At 72.8% G+C, this 18,130-nt stretch carries 23 protein-coding genes; 15 read left to right on the top strand and 8 right to left on the bottom strand.

The genetic code is table 11. The features are described 5' to 3' along the window. Positions 1-5: 5 nt before the first annotated feature. Complete coding sequence (rpmG, locus tag R2E43_RS21030; RefSeq protein ID WP_003975405.1) at positions 6-170, bottom strand: 50S ribosomal protein L33; 165 nt, start codon at positions 168-170, stop codon at positions 6-8. Between the two features lie 72 nt (positions 171-242). On the opposite strand from rpmG, the gene rpmB reads away from it, so the two are divergent. Next, positions 243-479, top strand: coding sequence for a 50S ribosomal protein L28 (gene rpmB / locus R2E43_RS21025; protein WP_011028971.1), 237 nt, complete (start codon positions 243-245; stop codon positions 477-479). Beyond that, entirely contained in the window at positions 479-784 is a 306-nt protein-coding gene (gene rpsN / locus R2E43_RS21020; RefSeq protein ID WP_332056473.1) for a 30S ribosomal protein S14, read from the top strand. The genes rpmB and rpsN overlap by 1 nt, the downstream gene beginning before the upstream one ends. 33 nt (positions 785-817) lie before the next feature. Here rpsN and R2E43_RS21015 read toward each other — a convergent pair whose 3' ends face one another. Then, a complete protein-coding gene (locus R2E43_RS21015) occupies positions 818-958 on the bottom strand; it encodes a hypothetical protein (protein WP_166680948.1) in 141 nt (46 codons plus the stop codon). Between the two features lie 82 nt (positions 959-1,040). Here R2E43_RS21015 and R2E43_RS21010 point away from each other — a divergent pair, with 82 nt between their 5' ends. Then, positions 1,041-1,520 carry a hypothetical protein gene (locus R2E43_RS21010; protein ID WP_408649142.1) on the top strand — a complete coding sequence of 160 codons (480 nt, stop codon included), beginning with the start codon at positions 1,041-1,043 and terminating at the stop codon, positions 1,518-1,520. Here R2E43_RS21010 and R2E43_RS21005 read toward each other — a convergent pair. Further along, positions 1,479-2,735, bottom strand: coding sequence for a DUF2786 domain-containing protein (locus R2E43_RS21005; protein ID WP_093456409.1), 1,257 nt, complete (start codon positions 2,733-2,735; stop codon positions 1,479-1,481). The genes R2E43_RS21010 and R2E43_RS21005 overlap by 42 nt on opposite strands. A gap of 86 nt (positions 2,736-2,821) precedes the next feature. Here R2E43_RS21005 and R2E43_RS21000 point away from each other — a divergent pair, with 86 nt between their 5' ends. The 11 genes from R2E43_RS21000 to R2E43_RS20950 all read left to right on the top strand — a co-directional run bounded on the left by R2E43_RS21000 (position 2,822) and on the right by R2E43_RS20950 (position 10,960). Further along, positions 2,822-3,610 carry a Clp protease N-terminal domain-containing protein gene (locus R2E43_RS21000; protein ID WP_016326547.1) on the top strand — a complete coding sequence of 263 codons (789 nt, stop codon included), beginning with the start codon at positions 2,822-2,824 and terminating at the stop codon, positions 3,608-3,610. Positions 3,611-3,810: 200 nt separating this feature from the next. After that, the gene (locus tag R2E43_RS20995) at positions 3,811-5,502 is read left to right on the top strand and encodes a bifunctional 3'-5' exonuclease/DNA polymerase (protein WP_030867782.1); all 1,692 of its coding nucleotides are present in this window, start codon (positions 3,811-3,813) and stop codon (positions 5,500-5,502) included. Between the two features lie 90 nt (positions 5,503-5,592). After that, positions 5,593-6,480: a LysR family transcriptional regulator gene (locus tag R2E43_RS20990; protein ID WP_189283103.1), complete on the top strand. Its 888-nt coding sequence runs from the start codon at positions 5,593-5,595 to the stop codon at positions 6,478-6,480. An 87-nt stretch (positions 6,481-6,567) separates the two neighbouring features. Further along, positions 6,568-8,121 carry an AMP-binding protein gene (locus R2E43_RS20985; protein WP_106518188.1) on the top strand — a complete coding sequence of 518 codons (1,554 nt, stop codon included), beginning with the start codon at positions 6,568-6,570 and terminating at the stop codon, positions 8,119-8,121. 382 nt (positions 8,122-8,503) lie between these two features. Next, on the top strand, positions 8,504-8,854 hold the full coding sequence (locus tag R2E43_RS20980) for a DUF6907 domain-containing protein (protein WP_332056471.1): 351 nt from the start codon (positions 8,504-8,506) through the stop codon (positions 8,852-8,854). Then, the gene (locus tag R2E43_RS20975) at positions 8,851-9,102 is read left to right on the top strand and encodes a hypothetical protein (protein ID WP_332056470.1); all 252 of its coding nucleotides are present in this window, start codon (positions 8,851-8,853) and stop codon (positions 9,100-9,102) included. Before R2E43_RS20980 ends, R2E43_RS20975 begins: the two co-directional genes overlap by 4 nt. Beyond that, a complete protein-coding gene (locus R2E43_RS20970) occupies positions 9,099-9,455 on the top strand; it encodes a DUF6907 domain-containing protein (protein WP_332056469.1) in 357 nt (118 codons plus the stop codon). Before R2E43_RS20975 ends, R2E43_RS20970 begins: the two co-directional genes overlap by 4 nt. Continuing rightward, positions 9,452-9,766, top strand: a complete 315-nt coding sequence (locus R2E43_RS20965) for a hypothetical protein (protein ID WP_332056468.1) — start codon at positions 9,452-9,454, stop codon at positions 9,764-9,766. Before R2E43_RS20970 ends, R2E43_RS20965 begins: the two co-directional genes overlap by 4 nt. Before the next feature lie 14 nt (positions 9,767-9,780). Continuing rightward, positions 9,781-10,134: a DUF6907 domain-containing protein gene (locus R2E43_RS20960; RefSeq protein ID WP_332056467.1), complete on the top strand. Its 354-nt coding sequence runs from the start codon at positions 9,781-9,783 to the stop codon at positions 10,132-10,134. Continuing rightward, on the top strand, positions 10,131-10,625 hold the full coding sequence (locus R2E43_RS20955) for an HNH endonuclease (protein WP_332056466.1): 495 nt from the start codon (positions 10,131-10,133) through the stop codon (positions 10,623-10,625). Before R2E43_RS20960 ends, R2E43_RS20955 begins: the two co-directional genes overlap by 4 nt. Beyond that, positions 10,622-10,960, top strand: coding sequence for a DeoR family transcriptional regulator (locus tag R2E43_RS20950; RefSeq protein WP_332056465.1), 339 nt, complete (start codon positions 10,622-10,624; stop codon positions 10,958-10,960). The genes R2E43_RS20955 and R2E43_RS20950 overlap by 4 nt, the downstream gene beginning before the upstream one ends. A gap of 353 nt (positions 10,961-11,313) precedes the next feature. Here the strand turns inward: R2E43_RS20950 and R2E43_RS20945 are convergent, their stop codons facing one another. Then, positions 11,314-12,081, bottom strand: a complete 768-nt coding sequence (locus R2E43_RS20945) for a helix-turn-helix domain-containing protein (RefSeq protein ID WP_332056464.1) — start codon at positions 12,079-12,081, stop codon at positions 11,314-11,316. A 182-nt stretch (positions 12,082-12,263) separates the two neighbouring features. Between R2E43_RS20945 and R2E43_RS20940 the strand changes: the two genes are divergently transcribed. Further along, positions 12,264-12,806, top strand: coding sequence for a DUF6415 family natural product biosynthesis protein (locus R2E43_RS20940; RefSeq protein WP_332056463.1), 543 nt, complete (start codon positions 12,264-12,266; stop codon positions 12,804-12,806). Between the two features lie 1,077 nt (positions 12,807-13,883). On the opposite strand, the gene R2E43_RS20935 is transcribed toward R2E43_RS20940, so the two are convergent. From R2E43_RS20935 to R2E43_RS20920, 4 genes are read right to left on the bottom strand one after another with little or no spacing between them, the layout of a single operon-like run. Next, a complete protein-coding gene (locus R2E43_RS20935; protein WP_332056462.1) occupies positions 13,884-14,669 on the bottom strand; it encodes a hypothetical protein in 786 nt (261 codons plus the stop codon). A gap of 41 nt (positions 14,670-14,710) precedes the next feature. Next, on the bottom strand, positions 14,711-17,620 hold the full coding sequence (locus R2E43_RS20930) for a hypothetical protein (RefSeq protein ID WP_332056461.1): 2,910 nt from the start codon (positions 17,618-17,620) through the stop codon (positions 14,711-14,713). Further along, complete coding sequence (locus R2E43_RS20925; RefSeq protein WP_332056460.1) at positions 17,613-17,933, bottom strand: hypothetical protein; 321 nt, start codon at positions 17,931-17,933, stop codon at positions 17,613-17,615. The genes R2E43_RS20930 and R2E43_RS20925 overlap by 8 nt, the downstream gene beginning before the upstream one ends. Before the next feature lie 8 nt (positions 17,934-17,941). Then, on the bottom strand, positions 17,942-18,130 hold the full coding sequence (locus R2E43_RS20920) for a hypothetical protein (RefSeq protein WP_332056459.1): 189 nt from the start codon (positions 18,128-18,130) through the stop codon (positions 17,942-17,944).

Raw genomic sequence — 18,130 nt, 5'->3', positions numbered from 1 at the left:
GCCTCTCAGCGCTCCTCTCGGAAGTCGACGTGGCGGCCGGCCGCCGGGTCGTACTTGCGCAGGACCAGCCGGTCGGGGTCGTTGCGGCGGTTCTTGCGGGTGACGTAGGTGTAGCCGGTCCCGGCGGTGGACCGGAGCTTGATGACCGGACGGAGTTCGTTGCGTGCCATGCTGCTATCTTACTGAAAATGAATTCCATTAACAGCTAGGACCCGTCCGGTCCGGAGGAGAGGTACGTCACCGTGTCCGCCCACTGCATGCTGACCGGGGCCCGGCCCGGCTTCGGCAACCGCATCTCCCACTCCCACCGGCGCACTTCGCGCCGCTTCGACCCCAACATCCAGACCAAGCGCTACTGGCTGCCGAGCGAGAACCGGCACGTGCGGCTGCGGCTGAGCACGAAGGGGATCAGGACGGTCGACTCCATCGGCGTCGAGGCGGCCGTGGCGCGCATCCGTGCCCGCGGGGTGAGGATCTGATGGCGAAGAAGAGCAAGATCGCGAAGAACGAGCAGCGCCGGGAGATCGTCGCGCGGTACGCGGCACGCCGGGCCGAGCTGAAGGAGGTCCTCCGCCGGCCCTCGTCGACGGAGGCCGAACGGCTCGCCGCCCAGCGGGAACTGCGCAGGCAGCCGCGCGACGCGAGCCCCACGCGGGTGCGCAACCGCGATCAGATCGACGGGCGCCCGCGCGGATACGTCCGGGTCTTCGGACTCTCCCGGGTCAATCTGCGCGAGCAGGCGCACGCCGGGCATCTTCCCGGGGTCCGCAAGTCGTCCTGGTAGCTTGCGGCTGTTCGGGGCCGAACGGCCGTCCGGCTACAGCTTGGAGCTTCCGGTGACGTGGGTGACTGCGGGGAACACGGCGAGCACGGAGAACACGGCGAGCGCGGAGAGCACGTCGGGTGCGTGGCGTACGGGGGTTGCAGCGGGTACGGCGTCGGCGACGGCGCCGGGCACGGATGTCCGGTCCGGCGGGGTCGCGTTCCGGCGGTCACGGCGGACGCGGCGGTCCGTGCGGGTCGCGGCGCTGAGCCTCGGGCTGGTGGGGGGGCTGGCCCTGACCGCGTGCACCGACGGCGGTGACTCCGACGGCGGCGGTTCGGGTGAGGGATCGGGTGGCGACAAGTCCTCGGCGGCGCCCGGCGCGTCCGCGAGCACGGACCCGGGCGGCGACGCGGGCGGATCGCCGTCCGCCGGTGCCGCGGGCGAGCTGGAGGGCAGCTGGCTGGCGACCACCGACGGCCAGGCGGTCGCCCTGATGGTCACCGGTGACAAGGCGGCCCTGTTCGCGACCGGCGGGACCGTGTGCAGCGGTACGACGGAGGAGACCTCCGGCACCCGGACGATCCGCCTCAAGTGCGCCGACGGCAGCGCCGACCGCGCGACCGGCAAGGTCGGCGCGGTCGGCGCCACCTCGCTCACGGTGGCCTGGGAGGGCGCGCTGGGCAAGGAGACGTACACCAGGTCGGAGGGCGGCTCACTGCCGCCGGGACTGCCGACCGCCGGCATCGGATCCTGAGCGCGGCTCAGGTCGCCGCGTCCGCTCCAGCGGCCGTTGGCGGCCGACCCGGGCGGCGTCGGCCGCGCGGGTGCCCTCCGTCCAGCCGGCCGCGTCCGCGGCGCCGCGCAGACGGGTGGTGGTGGTCTGCGGGAACATGCGCTCCATCCGGTCGGTGACCGCGGCCTCGCGGGAGGCGAGCACCGGCAGGAGGTCCGCGTCCGCGGGCCCCGACGCCCCCGTCGTGGCCGCTTCCGTCGCCGCTTCCGTGGCCGCTCGCGTGGCTGCCTGCGCCGCGGCCCGCAGCCTGGTGCCCGCGCGGTGGGCGTAGGCGGCGAGGAACGACTGCCGGAAGGTCTTGGTGCGCTTGCGCCCGCCGGCCCGCTGACCGGCCTCCGCCTTCGTCATCGCGGCCTCGGCCTGCACCAGCAGGGAGGTGTAGAGGAGTTCGACCGCCTCCAGGTCGGCCTCGAAACCGACGACTGTGGAGAAGCCGAAGGGCTCGTTCCACACGGCCCCGCAGTGGTTGGCGTCCGCCACCGCGTCCAGCAGCACGGCCTTGGCCTGCTCGTAGGGCGGCTCCACCCCGATCCGGCAGGCCCCCGGCGTGTCGGGCGAGGACGCGTGGCCGTGCGCCTGCGCGGCCAGCAGTGCCTCGTCGACGCTGTGCCGTGCCATCAGCTCCTGCGCCTTCGCGCTCAGCGCCTCCGCCTCCTCCGGGTACCCGGTCGCCTCCGCCTTGGCGAGCAGCGCGCGGATGCGGGCGAGGGCACGGGACTCCGGCCGGTTCCCCCGGCCCCCGCGCGGGCCCTCCCCCGCCTCCAGCGGCTCCAGACCGGGCAGCCGCAGCAGCAGGCGGTACAGCTCCAGTACGGCGGTGGCGTGCGAGAAGCGGTCGGTGCGGGGCGGCGCCGCCCCGTCCCCGCCCGGCAGGTCGTCGAGCTGCGCGGCCCAGCGCGGACCGCGCGCACGGTCGTCGGGCGCCTGGGCGAGGATCAGCGCGGCCACCAGCCGTACGTGGACATCGTCCAGTTCGCGGCGCACGATCCGTACGAGGTCGGCGGGCTGCCAGCCGCGCCGCCAGGCCGTGGCCACGAACTCCCGACCGCGCCGGGCCAGTTCCGCGTCCGCCGCCGGATCGGCCGCGAGCAGCGAGGCCGCGGTGTCGAGGGCGTCGTCGGCGGTGTCGTACAGGGCGGTCTCGAAGGCACGGTCGACGGTGCGGGGCGTACTCACCCGGCGATGGTGCCACGACTCCGGGGACACACATCGACTGTCAACCATCGGTTGACAGCCCAGAGGGCGCAACCTACGGTTGACACATGACGACGAACCCGAGCATCACGTCATCCGTACGCCTCGACGAACTCATCACCGCGATCAAGAAGGTGCATCCGGAGCCGTTGGAACAGCTCCAGGACGCCGTCATCGCCGGCGAGCACCTCGGCGAGGTGGCCGACCACCTCATCGGCCACTTCGTGGACCAGGCCCGACGTTCGGGCGCGTCCTGGACCGACATCGGCAAGAGCATGGGGGTCACCCGCCAGGCGGCGCAGAAGCGCTTCGTGACCAAGGAATCGGCCGACCTGGACGCCGGCCAGGGCTTCAGCCGCTACACGCCCCGCGCGCGCAACGTCGTGATGACCGCCCACAACGCGGCCAAGACCGCCGGCAACGCCGAGGGCCTGCCCGAACACCTCGTCCTCGGCCTGGTCACCGAGCGCGAGAGCCTCTCCGCCAAGGCGATCGCCGCGCAGGGCGTGACCCTGGACGCGATCCACGAGGCGGCGACCGCGGCGCTCCCGCCGGCCGCCGCGGAGGTCCCGGAGCTGGTGCCCTACGGCCCCGCGGCCAAGAAGGTCCTCGAACTCACCTTCCGCGAGGCCCTGCGCCTCGGCCACAACTACATCGGCACGGAGCACATCCTGCTCGCCCTGCTGGAGCACGAGCACGGCGAGGGCGTGCTGAGCGGGCTCGGGCTCGACAAGGAGGCGACCGAGCGGTACGTCGTCGACGCGGTGGCGGAGTTCATCCACCTCACCGAGAAGGCCGAGAAGGCGGGGGCGAGCGGGGAAGGCGGGGCGGCCGGAGAGGCTGCCGGAGAGGCCTGAGCCACCGGGCGGCGGCCGTGGACGGCGGCCCTGGGCGGCAGCCGTGGACGGCGCCCTGGGCGGCGGTCGTGGGCGGCAGCCGTGAGCAACGGCCATGGCCGACGGCCGTGCGCAACGGTCGTGCGCAACGGTCGTGGCCGACGGCATGGCCGACGGCATGGCCGACGGCCGTTGTCAGTCCCGCCTGCGACACTCGCGACATGGCCGAGAGGTGGGCGCTCGCGGTGGCCGAGGGCGGTGGCGTGGAGGTCGCCCCCCTCGGCCCCGACGGGCTGCCCACCGGGCCCGTGCGGCGGGAGCCCGGTCTCGCCGAGGCCGTCCGGGCCAGGCCGGACGTCGCGCGCTGGGTGTGGCGGTCCACCGCCGAGACCGCGCCACGCCTGCTCGCCGCGGGGGTGCGGGTGGAGCGGTGCTACGACGTGGAGGCCGCCGAGACCCTCCTGCTCGGCCACGAGGGGCGGTACGGGGAGCCCCGCTCGGCCGCGGCCGCCCTGGCCCGGCTGCGCGGCGGCCCCGTACCGCCCGACCCGCCGCAGCGCTCCGCCGAGCCCGGCGCGCAGTCCTCGCTGTTCGAGCCCCAGGCCGTCCACCTTCCCCTGTCCGACCTGCTCGCCGTCTACGCCGAGCAGCAGCGCCGGCACGACCGCTCGGCCCTGCCCGACCGGCTGCGGCTGCTGACGGCGGCCGAGTCGGCGGGGATGCTGGTGGCCGCCGAGATGAACCGCGCGGGGCTGCCCTGGCGGGCCGACGTCCACCGCGAGGTCCTGCACGACCTGCTGGGCGAGCGGTATGCGGGCGGGGGCGAGCCGCGCCGTCTGGCCGAGCTGGCGGAGGAGGTGTCGGCGGCGTTCGGCCGCCGGGTGCGGCCCGATCTGCCCGCGGACGTGGTCAAGGCGTTCGGGCAGGCGGGCGTGAAGGTCGGCTCCACCCGCCGGTGGGAGCTGGAGTCGCTGGACCACCCGGCCGTGAAACCGCTGATCGAGTACAAGAAGCTGTACCGGATCTGGGTCGCCCACGGCTGGTCCTGGCTCCAGGACTGGGTGCGCGACGGCCGCTTCCGCCCCGAGTTCCTGGCCGGCGGCACCGTGACCGGACGCTGGGTGACCAACGGCGGGGGCGGGCTGCAGATCCCCAAGGTGATCCGGCGGGCCGTCGTCGCCGACCCGGGCTGGCGGCTGGTCGTCGCCGACGCCGACCAGATGGAGCCGCGCGTGCTCGCGGCGATCTCCCGCGACCCCGGCCTGATGGAGGTGGCCGGCCGGGAGACCGACCTCTACCAGTCCGTCTCCGACCGCGCCTTCTCCGGCGACCGCGACCAGGCCAAGCTCGCCGTGCTCGGAGCGGTCTACGGCCAGACGTCCGGCGACGGCCTGAAGAACCTCGCCGCGCTCAGACGCCGCTTCCCCAGGGCTGTGGCGTACGTCGACGACGCGGCGCGCGCGGGCGAGGAGGGCCGGCTCGTGCGCACCTGGCTGGGGCGCACCTGCCCGCCCGCGGCCGGCGCGGCCGACGGCACCGAGGAGGCGGGCCTGCCGCAGGACGAGGCCGCCGACGCCGGGGACCGCGCCCAGGAGTGGGTGCCGGGGTACGCCTCCACCAACGCCCGCGCGCGGGGCCGCTTCGCCCGCAACTTCGTCGTCCAGGGCAGCGCCGCCGACTGGGCCCTGCTCCTGCTCGCGGCCCTGCGGCAGACCTGCGCGGACATGGCGGCCGAGCTGGTCTTCTTCCAGCACGACGAGGTGATCGTGCACTGTCCCGAGGAGGAGGCCGCCACCGTCGTCGCGGCGATCCGGGACGCGGCGGAGCTGGCGGGGCGGCTGACGTTCGGTGCGACCCCGGTGCGGTTCCCGTTCACGACGGCGGTGGTGGAGTGCTACGCGGACGCGAAGTGAGCGCAGGGGGCGCGCCGTCGAGGCCGGACACCCCGGACGCGGTGGCGGTGCCCCGCCCCGCCCGGTACTGCTCCGGACGAGACTACCGACATGGATCTGCTGTCTCTTCGCTACTTCCAGTCCGTCGCACGTCACCAGCACATCAGCCGGGCCGCGGAGGAACTGCGGGTGGCCCAGCCGTCGGTGAGCCGGACCATCATCCGGCTGGAGTCGGAACTCGGCACTCCGCTCTTCGACCGCAGGGGCCGCCGCATTCGTCTCAACGAGCACGGTGCCGCCTTCCTGGTCCGGGTCGAGCGGGCGCTGGCGGAGCTCGAGGACGCCCGGCGGGAGGTGGCCGACGCCGGTCGCGGCGGTCCCGGCCGGGTCGCGGTCGCCGCCGAGACCCTGCTCCAGCTGGCCGGGGTGCTGTCCGCGTTCCGCGAGCTCCGGCCGGGAGTGGGGGTGCGTCTCTTCCAGGCCCCGGTGGATTCGATGCGGCGGCATCTGCGTTCGGGCGAGGTGGACTTCGCCCTCGCCTCCCAGCCGCTGACCGGCCCCGAGGTGTGCTCTGCCGAACTGGCCCGCGAGGAGGTACTGCTGGCCGTACCGGTCGGGCATCGACTGGCCGGCCGGGAGCGGGTCGCGGTGGCCGAGCTGGCCGACGAGGACTTCGTCAGCACCCGCCCCGGCCACTGGCAACGGGCCCTGCTGGAGCGGCTCTTCGCCCGTGAGGGGCTGGCACCGCGCGTGGTCTGCGAAGGCGACGAGGCGGCGGCCACTCCCGAACTCGTCGGGGCCGGTGTGGGCATCGGCCTGATGCCGGCCGTCGCACGCCGCGTCCTCGGCGAGGACTGCCCGGTCGGCTGGCTGCGGCTGGACGCCCCGGACTGCCACCGGACGCTGACCCTGGTGTGGCGCCGGGACGCCTATCTCTCCCCCGCAGCCCTGGACTTCCGCCGGCTGGCCGGGGAACGGCTCATGCCCGACGCGTCATGAGTACATGGCGAAGCCGGTCGTGGACGGCATGAGAAACCCGCCCCTAACGTCGAAGGCAGCCACGGACGCGACCAGGGAAGGCGGACGATGAGCCGACAACACGGCACCACGCAGACGCGTTTCAGCACCTACACGGAGGCGCTCCTCGACGTCCTGTCCGCCGCACCGTCCCGGCCGGTCCTGACGACCGCCGATGGATCGGTGATCAGCGCGGGGGCGTTGCGGGAGCAGGTCTGCCGGCTCGGCGGGGAACTGGAGCGGCGCGGCGTGGGCAGGGGCGACACGGTCGGCCTGCTCACCGGCAACAGCGCCGACGGCCTTGCCGCCCGCTACGCCGCCAACCTCACCGGTGCACGGGTGGTCATGCTCTACGAGGGCATGAGCACGTCGGTCATGGCCCGCATCCTGGCGAGCGTGGACGGCGCCCTTCTGCTGGTGGACGACCTGCGGCACGACGTGGCACGGGAGCTGCTGCCGCTGCCCGGTGTTCCTCCGGTGCTGTCCCTGGGCCCGAGCGACTTCGCCGAGGACGTACTGGCCGCGGCCGCCCGGCATCCGACGCGCGCGATGCGTCCGACGCGCGCTCCGGTGGGTCCGGACGACGACTGGCGCATCGGCTACACCGGCGGGACCACGGGGATTCCCAAGGGCATCCGGATGAGCCACGGCTCCTACCGAAGGAGCCTCGAACGCAGGCTCACCGGCGCCGGCGACCCGCCCCGCTTCCTGGCCTGCACCTCCCTCGCCCATCTCGCCGGGATCTTCGCCGACACGGCCCTCCTGGAGGGCGGATCGGTCGTCCTGCGGCACGACTTCGAGCCGGGGGACGTGCTGGCCACGGTCGAGCGCGAGCGCATCACGCACACCTGGTTGCTGCCGCCCCTGCTGTACCGGCTGCTGGACCACCCGGACCTGTCCGCCACCGACCTCTCCAGCCTGAGCCGCGTCACCTACGGCGGCACCACCGCCGCACCGACCAGGCTGCGGCAGGCGGCCGGACTCCTGGGCCCCGTGCTGTACGGCCTGTACGGTCAGGCCGAGGCTCAGCTCATCTCGGAAACGGGCCCCGACGAGCAGGAGCTGACCGGCCGCGAGGGCCACCCGACGGTCGGCCGGGCCGTACCCGGCGTCGAGATCCTCGTACAGGACACCGACGGCACGCCCATGAAGCCCGGGACGCCCGGCGAGGTACTGGTGCGCTCGCCCTACGCGATGCACGGCTACTGGAAGCAGCCCGAACTGACCCGTGAGGTACTGCGCGACGGCTGGGTGCACACCGGGGACGTCGGCTACCTCGACGAGAACGGCTATCTCTACGTCGTGGACCGGATCAAGGAGATGATCGTGGTCGTCGGCGGCCACGTCTATCCGGCGGAGCTGGAGGCCCTGCTGCTGAACCACCCCTCCGTCGCCCAGTGCACGGTCTTCGGCAGCCGGGACGAGGAATCGGTGGAGCACGTCCACGCCGCCGTGGTGCCCGTGCGCGGACACACGCCGTCACTCGAGGAGATCCGCGCCTTCGTCACCGCCCGCAAGGGGCACCTCTACGCCCCCGAGACCGTGCACCTGGTCCCCGCCATCCCCCTGACCGCGGTCGGCAAACCGGACAAGCGGCGACTGCGGTCCCTGCTGCCGGGCTGACCCGGCCTCCCCGGACACAAAAGAAGACCAGGCCGGACAACATCCGACCTGGCCCTCACTGGAGCCGCCTTCGGGATTCGAACCCGAGACCTACGCATTACGAGGTCTTTAAGGGCACCCCTCCGACCGGGCGAACTAGACAACCAGTGGGCTTGACCTGCGAAAATACGTCCCGGACTCTCCCGCGCTATCCGCGACTATCCCACTGTCGCATGTACGGCATGTGTACTGCGCGCTCGTCAATCACTCCGCATCTGCGTTGCTTTTCGACTCAATCGGCCCTACATTGGAGTCACGCCAGCCGCACATGCGGCGGCCCCGGGCGGTGTCCTACCACCGACCACGGGGCCTAGGCATCGACCCTCCGTGAAGGGACCGATCCATGCGCAACACCGTACAGTCCGCGCTCTCTGAGGCGCAGACAACGCCTGTCTACAGCCACACCATGGGCTGGTACGCCGCCGAACCGATCGAGACGGCTACGCAGGACATCGACGCCGATGACCCCACCGACGCGCCGTTCCTCGCCGCCCAGCTCGTCGCGCAGCCCTGGGAGGGGCAGGCGTTCGGCTTCTTCCCCCGCATCTGGGTCAGCTACGGCGCGTCCATCGGAGAGCTGCGGCCGGACCAGGCCCGGGAGCTCGCGCGGGACATGCACGCCTTCGCCGACCGTCTGGCCTCGCTGGGCGACATCGCCGACGCGCTGGCCTCGGACGGAGGCCAGGACCGATGAGCCACGTCGCAATGTCCATCCCGTCCGCCGAACACCGCGCCATGACCGCTCTGCGCGCCTGGTGCTGGCAGCGGGGGCTCCTCCTCGAATTCGTCTCGCCGCCGATGGCGACGGCCTACGGCATCGACGTCACGGCGCCCGTCGTCGCGCGCCTGGACGGCGTCTCCTCGCTGTTCGTCCCCGCGCAGTGGCTCGCGTCCAGGGTCGTTGCCGCTCTCGGCGTCGAGTCCTCGCGGCGGGCCGCGTGAGCGCCGCACGCACCGCGACGGTGCAGACCACCGACCAGGGGCCCGTGACCCTCACGGAGCCGTCCTGGTGCGTCGGCCACGCCGACCACCGGCCCGTTCACCGCGAGGACATCGTGCACCGCGGCCCTGACGCCGTCCTGGCGTTCCGCGGCCGGTACATCACTGAGGCGGCCAGGGTGCAGCAGCCGTTCGCCCCGGTGCCGGCCGACCGCACTCCGCGCGTCTCGGTGTCCACCGTCGGTCTCGCCTTGGACGGCGTGGGCCTGTACGAGCTGGCCGCCGCCCTGGACGCCTACGCCGACCAGTTGCGCGGCCTCGCCGACGCCCTCGCCGAGGGAGGTACGGACCGATGAGCCACACGATGCCGAGCGGCCGTGCGCCGTTCGACTTCTCCCGCTGGGCATTCCTCAGCGCCCCGCTCGTCGACGTCCTCGCCGCCTGCAGGGTGCGGCTCGTCGAGCAGCTGCTCATGCCCCACCCGCACATGACGGCCTGCATCGCCTTCGGTGCCGGCGGCGCCGAGGTGCACGTGCCCGCGGACCAGGACCCGATGGAGCGGCAGCTCCACGTGCGTGGCCTGCTCGCCCGCTGGAACGGCATCGACGTCGCCGACTGGCCGATGCCGGTGCTGTTCGCCCCCGAGACGACGGGCGGTGCCGCGTGAGCGCCGGGCGCACCGTGACGGTCCGAACCCTGGACCACGGGGACGTAACGCTGCCGGAACCGTCCTGGTGCCTCGGACGGCACGACCAGGACGTCTACCGGTCGGACATCTGGCACGAGGGCGAGGAGGTCCCGCTCCTCGTGACGACGCCGTGCCACGGCCGGGTGCCGCTGCTGCGGGCGACGGTCGTGCAGAAGCCGTTCGCGACGGACACGGCGGTGCGTCTGGCGGTCGGCATCGACGGCGAGGCGCACGAGCTGTCCTCGCGCGAGGTGCGCGGCCTGGCCGGTGAACTCGTGTCGCTGGGCCGCGGCCTCGGATGGCTCGCCGACCGCGTCGCAGCGTTCGAGGCGGGTGATGCGTCATGATGCGCGTCCTGATGCGGCAGGCGCCGCAGGACGCTCGGGACGCGTGGGGGCCGTCCGCCGTCCTTGGCGTCCTCAGCGTCCTGGCGGGCGTCCTGCCCGTCCTCGGCAGCGTCCCGACCGCCGCAGATGCGACACCTGATGCGCCGTTGATGCGACTTGATGCGCCGCAGGTAGACACGGTGCGACAGTCGCCGACGCGTCTCGTGCGGAAGCACAATCCTGGCCAGCGGGCGCGGGCAGGATGGCGGGAGACACGCCTGTACCTCGCCGAGCGGGACGGCCGGCGCTGCTTCTACTGCCGCAGCCAGTTTGACGGTCTCAAGGGCGCCACCATCGACCACTACATCCCGAAGAGCGTGTGGGCGTGCAACCTGCCCGCGAACCTCGTGCTGGCGTGCCAGCGCTGCAACACCCGCAAGAACAACCGGCTGACGTGGTCCATGGCCGCGGTCCTGCTCGCGCACGCCGACCGGTGGGAGGTGGCAGCGTGAGCGCCGTTGAGACGCGGCTGCGACAGCGTCGCGCGAGGGTGCGACAGCTGCAGACGCAGGGCCGCAGCCTGCGCGACATCGCAGCCGAGGTCGGCGTCAGCAAGGACACGGTGCGCCGGGACCTTGCCGCGCTGGAGACGCCGGCCGACGAGGACAGCGAGCAGCAGATGCTCCTCGCCGTCGACGGGCAGCTGCGTCGGGACCTCAACCTGCTCGCCGCCTCCTACCGGCTGACACGCGAGGACGTGGCCCGCCTGGTGCTGCACGAGGCAGCCGAGGAAATCCGCCGCACGATCGCGGCCCGCGTCGCCGCGACGGGCAGCGCCCTGCCGTAGGACACAACCACGCACGACGGCCCCGGACCGCAGTCCGGGGCCGTCGTCGTGTTCAGAGGAGGGAGGCTCCCTCAGTGACCGGCCGGTGGGGGCAGTGACTTTCCACTGGTCACCTCACTGGCCGGGGTCACTGCCGCTGGCCTGCGAGAACGGCGATTTCAGTGAGGCAGTGAGGTGGTCACCGCGGGTGCCTTCGGGCGGTCATGCAGGCCGGTCGGCGGGCAGGCCGGTGCCTCACTCACTGCCGCTGGCTGGAGCGTTTCCCGGTTGCGTGCATACCGCACCCAACCACTCCCCTCCCCCACCGTCGCCCCTCTTCCGTAGGGCATCGGTGCTGGTCAGCGTGCTGGCCGCTACTGCGGCGGCTGGCTGTACCGCTCCAGCGTCGCCTTGGCCGTCGACGTGTCCATGAGCCTCAGCTCCCACGGGCCGGTGTTCACGTCGAACTCCTTGCCGAAGCCGACCCACTTCCCGGCCATGCGCCGGCCGGTGGGCTCCACGAGCAGCTGCACCGCGCCGAAGTAGCGGGCGCCCCGGTAGTAGCCGTCCCCGGCCGTCTGCTCCGTCCAGGTGCCCGTGACCGTGTTCCCGTCCAGCTGCAGATCGAGGGTGAGCGGACTGTCCGGGTTGAGGGACGCCCCGGGCAGGCTGCGGGCGTTGAGCCGGTTGCCGTGCTGCAGCAGCACGACGTAGTGCTTCCCGGTGAACGTCTCCCCGCGGCCCGACGAGTAGAACTCGTAGGTGGACAGCCAGACGCCTGAGTAGTTCCCGCGGGCCGGGGTCGGCTGCACCGAGGGCCCGCTGCTCGCGGTCGGGATGCCGACGGGCGAGTCCTCCAGGTCGTGGCCGCCCTCGCCGTCGTCGGAGACGCGGGCGAGCGGCACCGGAGCCGCGAAGCCGAGCGTCTCAATGGGCATGCCCGTCACGACCTCCAGGGCCCGCGCGTACACCGGCCGTGGGGCGGCCGTGGCGCCGCTCTCCCAGCGCTGCACGAGCCGCTTCGAAGCGTCGTTGCGCTGCCCGGCCCGCAGGCCCGCGTCGCGGATCGCGCGGGCGAACTCGTCCTGTGACATGAGCAGCCCCATGCGGACCGCCCGAAGGGTGCTGTTCGGCGTCGTCATGTGATCGACGGTAGCCCTCTGACACCGACAATGACACCGGATTGACGCCCCGAGTGTCGCCGGTATGACGCCCCGTCCGTCGTCGCGCAGCGTCACAGCATCCGGACAGCGTGTACCGCGACAAGCCCCGGCGACCGCGCGAACGGCCCCGGGGCACGGCCACCGCTTCAGGGAGCGACGACATGGCGCAACGTACCGCGCAGCCGAGAGCCGCGGCAGGCTCCTGCCCGCCCGACGTCACCGTGATGCGGGAGACCGTGCGGCTCCTGCTCGCCCCCGACGCTGCCGCACCGCCTCCCGCCGAACTGGACGCCCTCACGGCCGTGCTGCGCGGGCACCTGGCCGTCCTCGCCCCCGACGTCGCCGCGCTCGCCGCCCGGCTCCCCGAAGACGACGTGCCCCGGTACTGCGCACTCGCCTGCGTCGGCGAGGCCGGCGGGAAGCTCCGGGCCGGACCGGGCACCGGGCAGGACGCCGCCCTGCGGTACGCGCACAAGCTCGCCCGGTCCCTCGCCGCGCTCTGCGACCACTACGTCAGCCTCACGCCGCCGTGCGACGAGCCGGACCCGGACACCGCGTACCGGCGGCTCCTCGAGCACGGGGCCGCCTGCGCGTCCTGCCGGGCCGTCGACGAGACGGGCCGCAACGCCGGCGTCTCCTGCGGGACGCGCGACCACCTGCACGACGCCTACCGGAAGGCCAGGAGCGCCGCCTGCACGGCGTGAGCACACCGTGCTGCAGGCCGGGTTCGGCAGGCGAGCCGGTATCGCCTCCGGCCGAAACCGGTTTCGCCCCCGATGTCGGGGCTGGCCTGCGCAGTTTCGGGTTTCGTAGGCCCAGGCCGGACCCCCTCTACCCCCTCTACTCCGCAGGCTGGAGGGCACTACCCGCCCCGCTACCGGGGTAGAGGGGCCCCTCTACGGAGGGCGCTCCACTGACTGACGTCAGGCGAGCCGTGACACCCATCCCCCTAGGCGGGAGCGGGTGTCACGCAGCCTGACATCGGGCATGACGGCCCCGGCACCGTCGGGTCCTGACACCCCAGGGTGATCGGCGGCGCCCGCGCACCGCACGGACCGTACCCAGCCTCGCCGTAGGGGGGGTCTGTGGCAGCGAGCCAGCGTGCTCGGGGCAGGCCCGCGTCCGGCCACCGCAGGGACGGGCACGGCGGGCCGCAGCGCCGGCGGCAGCTGGACCGTTGAGACCGCCCGTCACTGCGTGTAGCCTCGGCAGGCCGCCGCCCTGGAGGCCGCAGGGCCGCTCCCAGCGTGAACCGGGCGACGTCTAGGGCTAGTTCTCCGAGGCCAGGGGCGGTATCGTCGGCGCCGAGCTTGACAAGCTCGACCGTGATCGCGCCACTCGGGCGCCAGTGATCACTTCCCTTCACGCAGGGTGACGTAACGCAGCGTAACCATCGCTAAATGGGTCGAACTCGGTTCGCGTGAAGTGATCTTGAATCGAAGCCGCGCAAAAAAACGGGCGACAAGGGCTTTTGGGTCGCCCGGGCAGACGCCGGACTTTGGACCCACTCTCCCCCTGTTGATCATGATCGGAGCCGCGCCGACGAGCGTTCGCGAGCGTTGTTCACGCTGCGTTCGCAGCGCTCAGCGACGCTGTGTCACCAGGCCCGCGGCTCCGGTGTGGGCCGTGCCCGCGGGCGACGGGGCTACGGTCCTCTCCCATGGCGGCCCCTCCGAGACGGGTGGCATCGGGTCGGCGTCCGCCACACTGGTGCCGGTGCGGGCATGCCGAAGGGCTGGCCGCTACCGTGCGGCCAGCCCTCCAGCGTTACGCCTGGTCCCTCAGCCCCAGGGGTGCAGGGCCGGGACGGGGTCGGGCCCGGCGGTCACCGACTCGGTGAGTCGCGTGCGGGCGAGGCTGTCGACGCGGTGCTGGCTCTCCAGGGCTTCGAGGAGGTCGCTGACGGCCGACGCCATCTCCTGCACGTCCTCGTGGCGGAAGGCGGGGGGCGTGGTGCTCGGGACTGCCCAGACTGAGCGGAGGCTGGCGACGCGGTTCGCGAGGTAGACGCGGGTCTGCCGGCAGCTGGGCCCGCCACTGCCCCACTTGGTGTCGGCAAGCCGCAGGAGTTCGCTGGCCGCGTTGGCCAGGTCGCGCAGGCCGCGGTCGGCCTGGCTGGGGAGGAACCCGCCGTAGGGCACCTTGCGGGCCAGGGTGACCGCGCGACGGGCCTGGGCGAGGGGGCCGTTGACCGGGCGGCTGACGGCCGTCGGCGCCCCGCTCCGGGTGGGCGTGGGGTTGATGTGGGTGGCTTCGAGCTGGCGCATGCGGGCCCTGAGCTGGGTGACGTTCATGGGGGTGCTCCTGTTCGGGGTAGTGCGGCGGGTGGGTGTTGTGGTGGTGCGGGCGCCCCAGGACATGCCGCGGTCGTTCTCGTGGGTGCCGGTGTGGCCCTTGGGCCGGGTGCAGGGGACCTGTGAGCGGGCGTCGCGGAGAGCGGCGGGGCGGTCGAAGACGGCACCGCATGCTCCGGCGGGCACGTGTTGGTCGCGCTGGTCGCCGGGGGCGGCGTACTCGCGGGCACCGCGGTTGCCGAAGGTGCCTCGCCCTGCTCGGTTCTCGGTCATGTGGTGGTTCCGTTCTGTGAGTGCTGGTCGGGTGGGGTGGTCTACCGGGGCCGGCCGACGCGCATGCGGGCCTCTTCCTGCCGCTGCAGCAGCCGCAGGTCCTGGAGGTCGATGACGGACTTGCGGACGTTGTAGGTGTAGTTGTTCGTCACGCTGGGCTGGTCAACGCGGCCCCGGCCGGCCCCCTCGGCTGGCCTGCCCGGTGTCACTGCGGCCCGGCCCGAGGGCGCGACGAGAGCAGCCAGCGCTGACGCGTCCAGCTGCCGGTCGTTGAGCGCGTCGAAGACCGCCTGGCCGTACTCGTCGACGGCCGACGCCCGCACCATGTACTCACCGGTCGACCCCCAGAGCAGCATGCTGTCCGAGGTCGGTGTCCCCGGCCCGTACAGACGTCCTCCGCTGGGGAAGCCTGGGATGGGCCCGCCCTGCGCCCGCCGGATCAGGCCGCCCCCGGCGTAGCCCAGCTCGGCCGCGTTCTTCGCTGCCTGGTTGGAGCCGCCCGCAGCCTGAACCTGCTTGAAGATCGTCATGCGAATCGTCGTGATCGTGGTGGTCGCGTTGTTCCCGTCCAGCTCACGCAGCGCCTTGTCGACGGCGCCGATGTTGCCGAGCGCCGACTTGTTCGCCGTGAACACCTCGGTGCGCCCGTCAGGCAGCCGCCTCGTCTTGAGCCCGACCGCTTCCAGGGCTCGGATCGCCGCGGCGTTCAGGGTGTCCACGGTGACCGTGTGACTGTTCGGCGTCCGGTCGATCTCGGTCTGGACAGCGACCAGGCCCTCGATCGCCTCCTGCTTCTCCAGCTCCACCGTGGTCCGGATGCTGTCCGGCGTGCCGAGCAGCGTGCTGACGTACTCGCGGGCCTCGGCGTCGGTCATGCCGGTCTGCGAGGCCAGCTCCACCATCTTCGCCCGGAGCTGCTCCGACTTCGCCGTCATCGACCCCAGCGACTCGCCGGCCGCCAGCCCGGACGCAAGCATCTCGTCGTGCGCCTTCGCCGCCGCCGACATGGCCTGGCCGTTCTCGCGGCCCTTCTCCGAGTTCAGATCGAGCGTCGCCCCGTTCTCCTTGAAGCTCTCGGTGAGCGCGTCGATGCTGGCCTCGAACCCGATCTGCGCGTCATACGCCGACCGGTTGGCGTCGTTGAGGGCGAGGATGCTCTGCCGCAGTCCGTCGGCGCTCTGCTTCTGCGCGTCGAGCTGGGCCTGCACTTCGAGGGCCTGGTCCCCGAAGATGCCCATGCTGTCGGCGGCCAGCCGCTGCTCGAAAGCCTGCGCGGCGAGGGCTTCCCGGTAGTTGTCCAGGGAGCCGGTGAACTTCTCCACCTGCTCGGGGCTCATGCCCTCCTTCATCGCCTCCAGCGCCGCCGCCGCCTGCTCGGCCTTGCCGCCGCTGACCAGATCGGCCAGGCCCTCGTCGATGGCATCGACGCTCTTGGTGAACGTCTCGGTGGCGTCGCCGGCATCCAGGAGACCGTTGGTGATGTCGGCGCCCCAGTTGTTGACGCTCTCGGCCACGCTGGGATCGATGACCTTCTGGATCTGCTCGCGCAGCTTCCCGAAGTCGTCGCCGAACTGGCTGGCCACGTAGCCGGTGGCCTTGCCTGTGCGTCCGAGTTCGCCGAGGGAGGTGGTGAGCTTGTCGACGTCCAGCGACGCCGGTTCGCCGATGTCGGACAGCTCGGTGAGGGCAAGGACGAGGAGGCCGATCCCGGTCCCCGCGACGGCCAGCTTGGCGGTGCGGGACAGGGTACCGATCGCGGCAGCGGTTCCGGCGAGCACACCGGGTGCACCGCTCGCTGCGACGCGCATCGCACCGACCTGCGTGGCGATCGCGGCGATCCCCGCACTGGCCGCCGCACCGCCGGCCGCCGCCAGGCGCACGGCCTTGATGGCGATGGCCAGCTGCAGGATCGTGGCGATCGCGTCGGGCGGTACCGCGCTCACGATGTCGGACAACACGTTGACCACGTCCAGCATGCCGACGCCGACGTCGGCCCCGGCTTCGAGGACGTTGAGCAGGGCGTCGCCCACGTTCTCCAGCGTGTCCCACACGACCGGGCCCTGCTCCTGTGCCCAGTCGAAGAACTCGGCTACGCCACCACCGTTGAACTCGCCAGCGTCCAGCTTGGCCAGGAACAGAGCCAGCTTGTCGATGCCGTTGTCGAGGGTGTCGTTCGCGAAGTTGGTGAACCGCTGGTTCATCGCGTCGAACCCGGGCGTACTGATACCGCCGGCCACCATGGTGATGAGCCGGTCGAACTGGCTGCTCGCCCCCTTCACGAGCCCTGTCGTCTTCGGGAGTAGCGCGTTGGTGACGCCGACGCCCTTGATGAACGGGCCCATCACGTCGCCGGACAGGCTGTCCGACCACTCCTGGGAGGAGTCCTTGAGCAGGCCGACCGCAACCGCGGCCTCCCGGGTGGCGGGCGGCAGCCCGGCCAGTTGCCGCTCGTACTCCAGGGCGGCGGCTCCGGCCTCGGCGCTGCCCGAGCCGGAGGTGCGCAGCGCATCCTCGTACTTCGCCTGCGCGTCCGCAGCCTCGCCGATCTTCCCGATCTGCGGCCCGAGGGCGAGAGCGTAGGCGCCGGCCGCCACGGCAACCGCCCCGAACTGGGCAGCGACGGCGGCGGCCGACGACGCCAGCCCAGCGGCGGCCGGGATCGCGGCGGGCAGCAGGCTGATCAGGTTCGCTCGGAGGGACTCGCCGACCTTGTCGGTCTCGTCGCGGAGGCGGCCGAAGGCGTCGCGGGTGCCCTCGGTGGTGGACAGGAGACGGCGCTGCGCCTCGTCCACGGTGAGCAGGCGACCCTGAAAGTCGCGCAGGTTGCCGTCGGCGTCCTGGGTGATCCCGGACAGCCGGAGCCGGAGCCGGTCGGCGCTGTCGCCGGTGCCGTTGAGGACGCGCGACAGTTCGTCGCGGCCCGTGAGGGTGAAGGTGAGGCGCTCAGCCACGGGGCCCCCCTTCCTCCAGGAGCGCGGCCGTGCCGACGGCGCGCGACGCCCACAGCTCGGCCGCCGTCGTCTGCCGGGCGGCGGCCAGGTCGTGCAGCAGCACGCCGACCAGGTGGACGAGGACCGGCACGCACGCGGTCGCCCGGAACAGGGCGTCGCCGTAGGCGGCCCGCAGCACGGGGTCGGTGCGCCGCTGGTCGGGTGCGGTCGGCGCGTGTAGTCCGGCGGTGATCAGGGCGGCCACCCGGCGGACTGCGTCGCTGTCGAGGGCGACGCCTGCCGGTGGCTCGTTGGGTGTACGGGTGTTCTCCATGTTGTCTCCTAGGCCGCCGGGTTGGCGGCCGGTCGGGGGTCGGCGCGGTGGGCCCAGACGAGTTCGCACGCCGTGTCGCGGCACTCCAGGAGGTCGCGCTGCTCGCCCCGGACAGTGGCCGTGCCGACCCGGCGGACAGGCCGCGGGCCGCGGCAGGACGGGCAGTGCGCCCGGATCGGGGTCGGGGTCGTCGGCAT

The sequence above is a fragment of the Streptomyces violaceoruber genome, assembly GCF_033406955.1.
GTDB lineage: Bacteria > Actinomycetota > Actinomycetes > Streptomycetales > Streptomycetaceae > Streptomyces > Streptomyces violaceoruber.
This window is presented reverse-complemented; position numbering and strand designations above follow the sequence as displayed.

Coding starts and splice junctions, on each gene's coding strand:
- R2E43_RS20940 (WP_332056463.1), top strand. CDS start 12,264: ATGGCGCAACGTACCGCGCAGCCGAGAGCCGCGGCAGGCTCCTGCCCG.
- R2E43_RS20920 (WP_332056459.1), bottom strand. CDS start 18,130: ATGCCGACGACCCCGACCCCGATCCGGGCGCACTGCCCGTCCTGCCGC.
- R2E43_RS20925 (WP_332056460.1), bottom strand. CDS start 17,933: ATGGAGAACACCCGTACACCCAACGAGCCACCGGCAGGCGTCGCCCTC.
- rpsN (WP_332056473.1), top strand. CDS start 479: ATGGCGAAGAAGAGCAAGATCGCGAAGAACGAGCAGCGCCGGGAGATC.
- rpmG (WP_003975405.1), bottom strand. CDS start 170: ATGGCACGCAACGAACTCCGTCCGGTCATCAAGCTCCGGTCCACCGCC.
- R2E43_RS20990 (WP_189283103.1), top strand. CDS start 5,593: ATGGATCTGCTGTCTCTTCGCTACTTCCAGTCCGTCGCACGTCACCAG.
- R2E43_RS20995 (WP_030867782.1), top strand. CDS start 3,811: ATGGCCGAGAGGTGGGCGCTCGCGGTGGCCGAGGGCGGTGGCGTGGAG.
- R2E43_RS20965 (WP_332056468.1), top strand. CDS start 9,452: ATGAGCCACACGATGCCGAGCGGCCGTGCGCCGTTCGACTTCTCCCGC.
- R2E43_RS20945 (WP_332056464.1), bottom strand. CDS start 12,081: ATGACGACGCCGAACAGCACCCTTCGGGCGGTCCGCATGGGGCTGCTC.
- R2E43_RS21000 (WP_016326547.1), top strand. CDS start 2,822: ATGACGACGAACCCGAGCATCACGTCATCCGTACGCCTCGACGAACTC.
- R2E43_RS20935 (WP_332056462.1), bottom strand. CDS start 14,669: ATGACCGAGAACCGAGCAGGGCGAGGCACCTTCGGCAACCGCGGTGCC.
- R2E43_RS20975 (WP_332056470.1), top strand. CDS start 8,851: ATGAGCCACGTCGCAATGTCCATCCCGTCCGCCGAACACCGCGCCATG.
- R2E43_RS20955 (WP_332056466.1), top strand. CDS start 10,131: ATGATGCGCGTCCTGATGCGGCAGGCGCCGCAGGACGCTCGGGACGCG.
- R2E43_RS20985 (WP_106518188.1), top strand. CDS start 6,568: ATGAGCCGACAACACGGCACCACGCAGACGCGTTTCAGCACCTACACG.
- R2E43_RS20980 (WP_332056471.1), top strand. CDS start 8,504: ATGCGCAACACCGTACAGTCCGCGCTCTCTGAGGCGCAGACAACGCCT.